At 55.5% G+C, this 8,573-nt stretch carries 5 protein-coding genes and 2 rRNA genes; 5 read left to right on the top strand and 2 right to left on the bottom strand.

Features of this window, described 5'->3' with window-relative positions:
- The first annotated feature begins 121 nt into the window (after window positions 1–121).
- From BK670_RS17085 to mrdA, 3 genes are all read left to right on the top strand, one after another.
- Window positions 122–3,015 (top strand): 23S ribosomal RNA (locus BK670_RS17085).
- A 170-nt stretch (window positions 3,016–3,185) separates the two neighbouring features.
- A 5S ribosomal RNA gene (gene rrf, locus BK670_RS17080) occupies window positions 3,186–3,301 on the top strand.
- Between the two features lie 223 nt (window positions 3,302–3,524).
- Window positions 3,525–5,417, top strand: coding sequence for a penicillin-binding protein 2 (gene mrdA, locus BK670_RS17075; RefSeq protein ID WP_123451326.1), 1,893 nt, complete (start codon window positions 3,525–3,527; stop codon window positions 5,415–5,417).
- A gap of 110 nt (window positions 5,418–5,527) precedes the next feature.
- On the opposite strand, the gene BK670_RS17070 is transcribed toward mrdA, so the two are convergent.
- A complete protein-coding gene (locus tag BK670_RS17070; protein WP_123451324.1) occupies window positions 5,528–5,932 on the bottom strand; it encodes a lysozyme inhibitor LprI family protein in 405 nt (134 codons plus the stop codon).
- A 56-nt stretch (window positions 5,933–5,988) separates the two neighbouring features.
- Window positions 5,989–6,909: an ADP-ribosylglycohydrolase family protein gene (locus BK670_RS17065; RefSeq protein ID WP_123451322.1), complete on the bottom strand. Its 921-nt coding sequence runs from the start codon at window positions 6,907–6,909 to the stop codon at window positions 5,989–5,991.
- 196 nt (window positions 6,910–7,105) lie between these two features.
- Between BK670_RS17065 and BK670_RS17060 the strand changes: the two genes are divergently transcribed.
- Together BK670_RS17060 and BK670_RS17055 are read left to right on the top strand one after the other, a co-directional pair.
- On the top strand, window positions 7,106–7,594 hold the full coding sequence (locus BK670_RS17060; protein ID WP_123451320.1) for an SRPBCC family protein: 489 nt from the start codon (window positions 7,106–7,108) through the stop codon (window positions 7,592–7,594).
- Window position 7,595: 1 nt separating this feature from the next.
- Entirely contained in the window at window positions 7,596–8,396 is an 801-nt protein-coding gene (locus tag BK670_RS17055; RefSeq protein ID WP_185036790.1) for an aminoglycoside phosphotransferase family protein, read from the top strand.
- The last annotated feature ends 177 nt before the right edge of the window (window positions 8,397–8,573 follow it).

Here is an 8,573-nt window from a genome sequence, read left to right as displayed (position 1 = left end):
ACGTTACTTTCACTGGTAACGGATCAGGCTAAGGTAAAATTTGTGAGTTCTCTTAGTTGAGAAATTCGAATTTTCGGCGAATGTCGTCTTCACAGTATAACCAGATTGCTTGGGGTTATATGGTCAAGTGAAGAAGCGCATACGGTGGATGCCTTGGCAGTCAGAGGCGATGAAAGACGTGGTAGCCTGCGAAAAGCTTCGGGGAGTCGGCAAACAGACTTTGATCCGGAGATGTCTGAATGGGGGAACCCAGCCATCATAAGATGGTTATCTTGTACTGAATACATAGGTGCAAGAGGCGAACCAGGGGAACTGAAACATCTAAGTACCCTGAGGAAAAGAAATCAACCGAGATTCCCTTAGTAGTGGCGAGCGAACGGGGACTAGCCCTTAAGTGGCTTTGAGATTAGCGGAACGCTCTGGAAAGTGCGGCCATAGTGGGTGATAGCCCTGTACGCGAAAATCTCTTAGTCATGAAATCGAGTAGGACGGAGCACGAGAAACTTTGTCTGAATATGGGGGGACCATCCTCCAAGGCTAAATACTACTGACTGACCGATAGTGAACTAGTACCGTGAGGGAAAGGCGAAAAGAACCCCGGAGAGGGGAGTGAAATAGATCCTGAAACCGTATGCGTACAAGCAGTGGGAGCAGACTTTGTTCTGTGACTGCGTACCTTTTGTATAATGGGTCAGCGACTTATTTTCAGTGGCGAGCTTAACCGAATAGGGGAGGCGTAGCGAAAGCGAGTCTTAATAGGGCGTCTAGTCGCTGGGAATAGACCCGAAACCGGGCGATCTATCCATGGGCAGGTTGAAGGTTGGGTAACACTAACTGGAGGACCGAACCGACTACCGTTGAAAAGTTAGCGGATGACCTGTGGATCGGAGTGAAAGGCTAATCAAGCTCGGAGATAGCTGGTTCTCCTCGAAAGCTATTTAGGTAGCGCCTCATGTATCACTGTAGGGGGTAGAGCACTGTTTCGGCTAGGGGGTCATCCCGACTTACCAAACCGATGCAAACTCCGAATACCTACAAGTGCCGAGCATGGGAGACACACGGCGGGTGCTAACGTCCGTCGTGAAAAGGGAAACAACCCAGACCGTCAGCTAAGGTCCCAAAGTTATGGTTAAGTGGGAAACGATGTGGGAAGGCTTAGACAGCTAGGAGGTTGGCTTAGAAGCAGCCACCCTTTAAAGAAAGCGTAATAGCTCACTAGTCGAGTCGGCCTGCGCGGAAGATGTAACGGGGCTCAAACCATACACCGAAGCTACGGGTATCACCTTCGGGTGATGCGGTAGAGGAGCGTTCTGTAAGCCTGTGAAGGTGAGTTGAGAAGCTTGCTGGAGGTATCAGAAGTGCGAATGCTGACATGAGTAACGACAATGGGTGTGAAAAACACCCACGCCGAAAGACCAAGGTTTCCTGCGCAACGTTAATCGACGCAGGGTTAGTCGGTCCCTAAGGCGAGGCTGAAAAGCGTAGTCGATGGAAAACAGGTTAATATTCCTGTACTTCTGGTTATTGCGATGGAGGGACGGAGAAGGCTAGGCCAGCTTGGCGTTGGTTGTCCAAGTTTAAGGTGGTAGGCTGGAATCTTAGGTAAATCCGGGATTCTAAGGCCGAGAGCTGATGACGAGTGTTCTTTTAGAACACGAAGTGGTTGATGCCATGCTTCCAAGAAAAGCTTCTAAGCTTCAGGTAACCAGGAACCGTACCCCAAACCGACACAGGTGGTTGGGTAGAGAATACCAAGGCGCTTGAGAGAACTCGGGTGAAGGAACTAGGCAAAATGGCACCGTAACTTCGGGAGAAGGTGCGCCGGTGAGGGTGAAGGACTTGCTCCGTAAGCTCATGCCGGTCGAAGATACCAGGCCGCTGCGACTGTTTATTAAAAACACAGCACTCTGCAAACACGAAAGTGGACGTATAGGGTGTGACGCCTGCCCGGTGCCGGAAGGTTAATTGATGGGGTTAGCTAACGCGAAGCTCTTGATCGAAGCCCCGGTAAACGGCGGCCGTAACTATAACGGTCCTAAGGTAGCGAAATTCCTTGTCGGGTAAGTTCCGACCTGCACGAATGGCGTAACGATGGCGGCGCTGTCTCCACCCGAGACTCAGTGAAATTGAAATCGCTGTGAAGATGCAGTGTATCCGCGGCTAGACGGAAAGACCCCGTGAACCTTTACTATAGCTTTGCACTGGACTTTGAATTTGCTTGTGTAGGATAGGTGGGAGGCTTTGAAGCGTGGACGCCAGTTCGCGTGGAGCCATCCTTGAAATACCACCCTGGCAACTTTGAGGTTCTAACTCAGGTCCGTTATCCGGATCGAGGACAGTGTATGGTGGGTAGTTTGACTGGGGCGGTCTCCTCCTAAAGAGTAACGGAGGAGTACGAAGGTGCGCTCAGACCGGTCGGAAATCGGTCGTAGAGTATAAAGGCAAAAGCGCGCTTGACTGCGAGACAGACACGTCGAGCAGGTACGAAAGTAGGTCTTAGTGATCCGGTGGTTCTGTATGGAAGGGCCATCGCTCAACGGATAAAAGGTACTCCGGGGATAACAGGCTGATACCGCCCAAGAGTTCATATCGACGGCGGTGTTTGGCACCTCGATGTCGGCTCATCACATCCTGGGGCTGAAGCCGGTCCCAAGGGTATGGCTGTTCGCCATTTAAAGTGGTACGCGAGCTGGGTTTAGAACGTCGTGAGACAGTTCGGTCCCTATCTGCCGTGGACGTTTGAGATTTGAGAGGGGCTGCTCCTAGTACGAGAGGACCGGAGTGGACGAACCTCTGGTGTTCCGGTTGTCACGCCAGTGGCATTGCCGGGTAGCTATGTTCGGGAAAGATAACCGCTGAAAGCATCTAAGCGGGAAACTTGCCTCAAGATGAGATCTCACTGGAACCTTGAGTTCCCTGAAGGGCCGTCGAAGACTACGACGTTGATAGGTTGGGTGTGTAAGCGCTGTGAGGCGTTGAGCTAACCAATACTAATTGCCCGTGAGGCTTGACCATATAACACCCAAGCAATTTGCTTGCTTCGAGCTGAAAAGCGAAAGAGCACCAGATTGCGGTGTGTGAAGACGCAATGAACCGAAAGTTCGAAGTTCACAAAACACCGAAAGCTGTCACATACCCAATTTGCTGAAGCGAGACCATCTGGTCACGAGTCAGTACCCGAATTTCTTGACGACCATAGAGCGTTGGAACCACCTGATCCCATCCCGAACTCAGCAGTGAAACGATGCATCGCCGATGGTAGTGTGGGGTTTCCCCATGTGAGAGTAGGTCATCGTCAAGATTAAATTCCGAAACCCCAATTGCGAAAGCAGTTGGGGTTTTGTTTTGTCCGCAGGAAAGTTGTTGCCACACATTGACCGGCCCCAACCGTCGCAAGGGCTGCCATTGGGAAAATTCCTTCTGAAATGACCGGGCAGTTTTTGGTATGGTGCAGCTCGTTTTTTAACGGACTGATGTCATGCCCACGGATCGGCACTCATTTATGTCAAAGAGTTGCTGTAGAAATGCCTGAACCCATTCCGATCAAGGACCACGAAAAAGAGACGCGTCTGGTCAACAAACGTTTGATCGCCTGCGCCTTGTTCGTCTTCGCCATCAGCTGCGCCCTGGTCGTGCGCCTGTACATCCTGCAAGTGGTGGAATTCGACTACCACTCCACGATCTCCGAAAACAACCGCGTCCACGTCTTGCCGATCCCGCCGACACGCGGCTTGATCTACGACCGCAATGGCGTGCTGCTCGCCGATAACCGCCCCAGTTTCAACCTGACCATCACCCGCGAACGCGCCACCGACGTCAATCAAGAACTGGACGAGGTCATTAACCTGCTGCACTTGCCTGCAGAAGATCGCACAGTCTTCGATAAAGCCATGAAGCAGTCCCGCCACCCGTTTACGCCGGTGACGCTGTTCTATGAGCTGACGGAAGAGCAAATCGCTGTACTGGCCGTCAACGAGTTCCGACTCCCCGGTCTTGATGTCGAGCCGCAGTTCGTCCGGCACTATCCACTTGGCGCACACTTCGCCCATTCGATCGGCTACGTCGGGCGGATCAACGAAAAAGAATCCAAAAGTCTCGACTCGGTGGAATATCGCGGTACGCAATCCATTGGCAAAACCGGCATCGAACGCTTTTACGAGGCGCAGCTACACGGCCATGTGGGCTACGAAGAAGTGGAGACCAACGCTCAAGGTCGCGTACTCCGTGTGCTCAAGCACACCGACCCGGTTCCGGGTCAGAACATTGTCCTGAGCCTCGACATCAAACTGCAGGAAGCTGCCGAGGCCGCCCTGGGTAATCGTCGTGGTTCCGTGGTAGCGCTCGATCCGTCGACCGGCGAAGTGTTGGCCATGGTCAGCAATCCGAGCTTCGACCCGAATCTGTTCGTCACGGGCATCAGCTCCAAGGAATACTCGGCACTGCGAGACTCGATCGACCGGCCGCTGTTCAACCGCGTACTGCGCGGGCTCTACGCACCGGGTTCGACGATCAAGCCAGAAGTGGCCATTGCCGGCCTCGACGCCGGTGTCGTGACACCGCAGACGCGCGTTTTCGACCCCGGTTATTACCAACTTCCGGACTTCGATCACAAGTACCGCAACTGGAACCACAGCGGCGACGGCTGGGTGGACATGGACGCGGCGATCATGCGTTCCAACGACACCTACTTCTATGACCTGGCCCACAAGCTCGGTATCGATCGCCTGCACGATTACATGGCGATGTTCGGCCTCGGCGAAAAAGTCTCGCTGGACATGTTTGAAGAGTCGCCCGGCCTGATGCCATCGCAGGCGTGGAAGCGCGCGACTCGCCGTCAAGCCTGGTTCCCGGGTGAAACGGTCATCCTTGGCATCGGTCAGGGCTACATGCAGGTCACGCCGCTGCAACTGGCTCAGGCCACGGCATTGATCGCCAACAAAGGTGTTTGGAATCGTCCGCACCTGGCCAAGACCGTTGATGGCGTCGCCCCGGTCGACGAGCATCCGATGCCGAACATTCTGCTCAAGGATCCGCGCGACTGGGAGCAGGTTAACCACGGCATGCAAATGGTGATGCACGATGCGCGAGGCATTGCGCGTGCGGCCGCTGCCGGTGCGCAGTATCGCATCGCTGGCAAGAGTGGTACGGCACAAGTCGTGGCGATCAAGCAGGGCGAGCGTTACAACCGCGAGAAGACCCTCGAGCGTCATCGCGACAACGCCTTGTTCGTCGGTTTCGCTCCGGCGGAGCATCCGAAAATCGCAATTTCGGTCATGATCGAAAACGGCGAGGCCGGTGGTCGTGTTGCAGGCCCAGTGGTGCGGCAGATCATGGACGCCTGGCTACTCGATCAGGACGGTCACCTCAAGCCGCAATACGCCGCGCCGTCGAAAGCGCAGGGTGACCCGCACGTTTAATGGTGAACGGGTGACAGCACGGGCTCAAGCGAGCAGAGCCTGTGCTAAAAACTGTCGAGAGATACCATTTCGAGCTGCTCGCAAAGATGCTCCCGAAGGCCCCTGCCAATTCAGCTTCCAGGCACTGGGCAGCTCATGTCACCTTCCTCACACTTCAAATACCGCTTCAGCGTCTCGACCCGCACCTTGGTCAGCCCGCTCAGGCAACTGCTGTAAACCCATGGATAAACACTCCCGCCCGTCACCCCGGACGACGAAAACTGGCATTCGGCATCACGAAAGCCGACCCACGCCCGTTGTGCACTGACCAACAGCTTTTTGGCGTCCGGGTTGTCCTTCAAGCGCCCGGTGATCTGCTGATAAACCGCGTTCAGATCCTTGTCGGCCGCTTTGAATTCTTGCCCGGCACACTGGTTCATCGTCGCCTGATCGCTGGCATTCTCGCAGTCGACTGCGGCGTAGGCGAGAGGGGTGAACATCAGGGGTATCAGGGGCAGGAGCAAACGTGGGTGCATAGGGATTCTCGCTGTGTCGGAAGTCATTGCCAGCCAGTGTAGCGCCTGAATAAAGGCTATTCAGGTATGCGCAATCTGGATGCTTCGAGCAGACGATCGGCGGTTGCGGCAATTTCCTCGCCGTCATACAGCTTTTCCAGCCAGCGCTCGGGGATACCACGGACACCGTAATAAGCACCGGCCAACTGACCGGTGATCGCGGCGGTCGTATCGGCGTCATCGCCAAGATTGGCGGCTTGCAGGATTGCCGCTTCGAAACTGTCCGTTTGATGAAAGCACCACAAAGCGGCTTCAAGCGACTGCACACAATAACCGCTGCCTTTAATGGTCGCTTGAGTTTTGTTGAGGTAATCCCCGCGAGCGATGGCCGCGACTTTGGGCTGTGAGAAGTTGACGCGCAGCAGTTGGCGCAGTTCTGCCTTGTTCGTACCTTCAAGCGCTCTGGCGATCAGCCCGGCCAGCAATTGGCAGCACTCGATGGCTTCAGGCGCGGCGTGGGTGGTGCGCGAACTGTCGGCGGCAAACGTGTGGACCTGCCGGGCGTCTGGAAAGTAAAACAGCACCACCGGAGCCAGGCGCATCAGCGAACCGTTGCCGGCGCTATGAGGATCGGTAGAGCCAGCGAAGGGTTCAGCGGTTTGTTGATACTGCGTCAGCGCCTGACTGACCGTCATGCCGATATCGAAACACTGACCGGTCGAACTCAGATAACCCCACTGCCACCAGTTGAGGTAGCGGCCCATCTGATCGGCAGCATTGAATCCATTCTTGTTCAGCAGGCTTTCTGCCAGACACAGGGCCATTGAGGTGTCATCGGTCCATTGCCCAGGCTTGAGATGGAACGGGCCGCCACCGACCATATCGGTCATCGGTTGGAATGTTCCCCGTGGTTTGAACTCCACCGTAGTACCGACGGCATCGCCGCACGCCAGACCAAGCAAAGCACCTCGATACCGTTCGGCGAGGGAGGGATGCATGATTCGTCCTTGTTCATTCAAATTCGCTGGAAAAGGTAACAGTTTCGCTGTGAAAGGGCGCCGAGATCCATCGCTGCAGCGGTCAGAAAAATGCGGCTGCATGTTTCCTTTAAGGTGAATGACTGCACCGCTCTGATACAACTTCACATTGGACATGTGGTCATACAAGCCTAGTGTTCAGAACAGGAGGTGACGTATGAAACCAGTACCCAACAGTTTCGAACGCAAGATCACGCTCAAGGCGCCGCGTTCGCATGTCTGGCGTGCGTTGGTCGATGCCGAGGCGTTCGGCCAGTGGTTTGGGGTGGCGCTGGAGGGCCGGCGGTTTATTGCCGGTGAATGGACGCAGGGGCAGGTCACGTATCCGGGTTATGAACATGTGTTGTGGAATGTCCTGATCGAACGGGTCGAGCCGCAACAGTTGTTTTCGTTTCGCTGGCATCCGTATGCGGTCAATCCGAAAATTGACTATTCCCAGGAGCCGACCACGCTGGTCAAGTTCGAGCTGCAGGATTACGAGGACGGCACCTTGCTGAAGGTATCTGAATCGGGCTTCGCGCACATTCCCGACATTCGCCAGAAAGAGGCCTATTACATGGACAGTCGTGGCTGGGAAGAGCAGTTGAGCCGGCTTGAACTGTTTCTTGCCGAGAGCGCCAAGGCCCGCGAGCGTGACGGTGGCTGACATTTTCGAACCTTGGCTCAAGCGCTGGGCACTGCTACCGGATGGCGCGCCGATCATCACGCCCGGCAGCCGTTTGTTGCCGGTACGCCTGAACGACAGGCCGGCGATGCTCAAGGTGGCGCTGGATGTTGACGAGAAGTACGGCAATCGGCTGATGACCTGGTGGGACGGTGATGGTGCTGCGCAAGTGTTGGCGCATCACCAGGATGGTCTGCTGATGGAGCGCGCCATGGGCAGCCGATCGCTGATGCACATGGCAATGAATGGCGAAGACGACGAGGCGAGCCGGATTCTGTGTTCGGCGCTGGCGCGATTGCATGCACCGCGTGAAACGCCACCGCCGCCGCTGGTGGAGTTGTGGCCATGGTTTGCTTCGCTGCGCATCGCGGCTGCACAACATGGCGGTCTCTACGCTCTGAGCCTGCAAACCGCGGAGAACTTGCTCGCCAACCCACAGGATGTCGTGGTGCTGCACGGCGACATGCATCACGACAATGTGCTGGATTTCCAATCGCGTGGCTGGCTGGCCGTTGATCCGAAACGGGTCAAGGGCGAGCGCGGTTTTGATTACGCCAACCTGATTTGCAACCCGGACTTGCCGACAGCCACCGATCCCCAGCGCTTTCGCCGGCAGCTGGATGTGATTGTCGAGGCTGCCGGACTTGATCGACGCAGGCTGCTGCAATGGGTGCTGGCGTTCGCCGGTTTGTCCGCAGCCTGGTTTTTGGAGGATGACGCGCTGGAACAGGCCTCGGGGCAACTGAAAGTCGCGCAAATCGCGACTGCCATCCTTGGTGCCTGACACAGCTAGGGGTTTTCGGAAGGGTTGCTATGGCGAATGTCTTACACGCACTGGTAGCTTTTACGACTATTGCCGATTGGATCCACTGCGTAATCTACACACATCAACTGAGACACAGGGAGTGTTTCAGGATCAAGGATGATCGACCATTTGCAAGGATCGCTGCCGACAGGGAGT

Origin of the sequence: Pseudomonas fluorescens, assembly GCF_003732425.1 — a bacterium.
Lineage (GTDB): Bacteria > Pseudomonadota > Gammaproteobacteria > Pseudomonadales > Pseudomonadaceae > Aquipseudomonas > Aquipseudomonas fluorescens_BE.
This window is presented reverse-complemented; position numbering and strand designations above follow the sequence as displayed.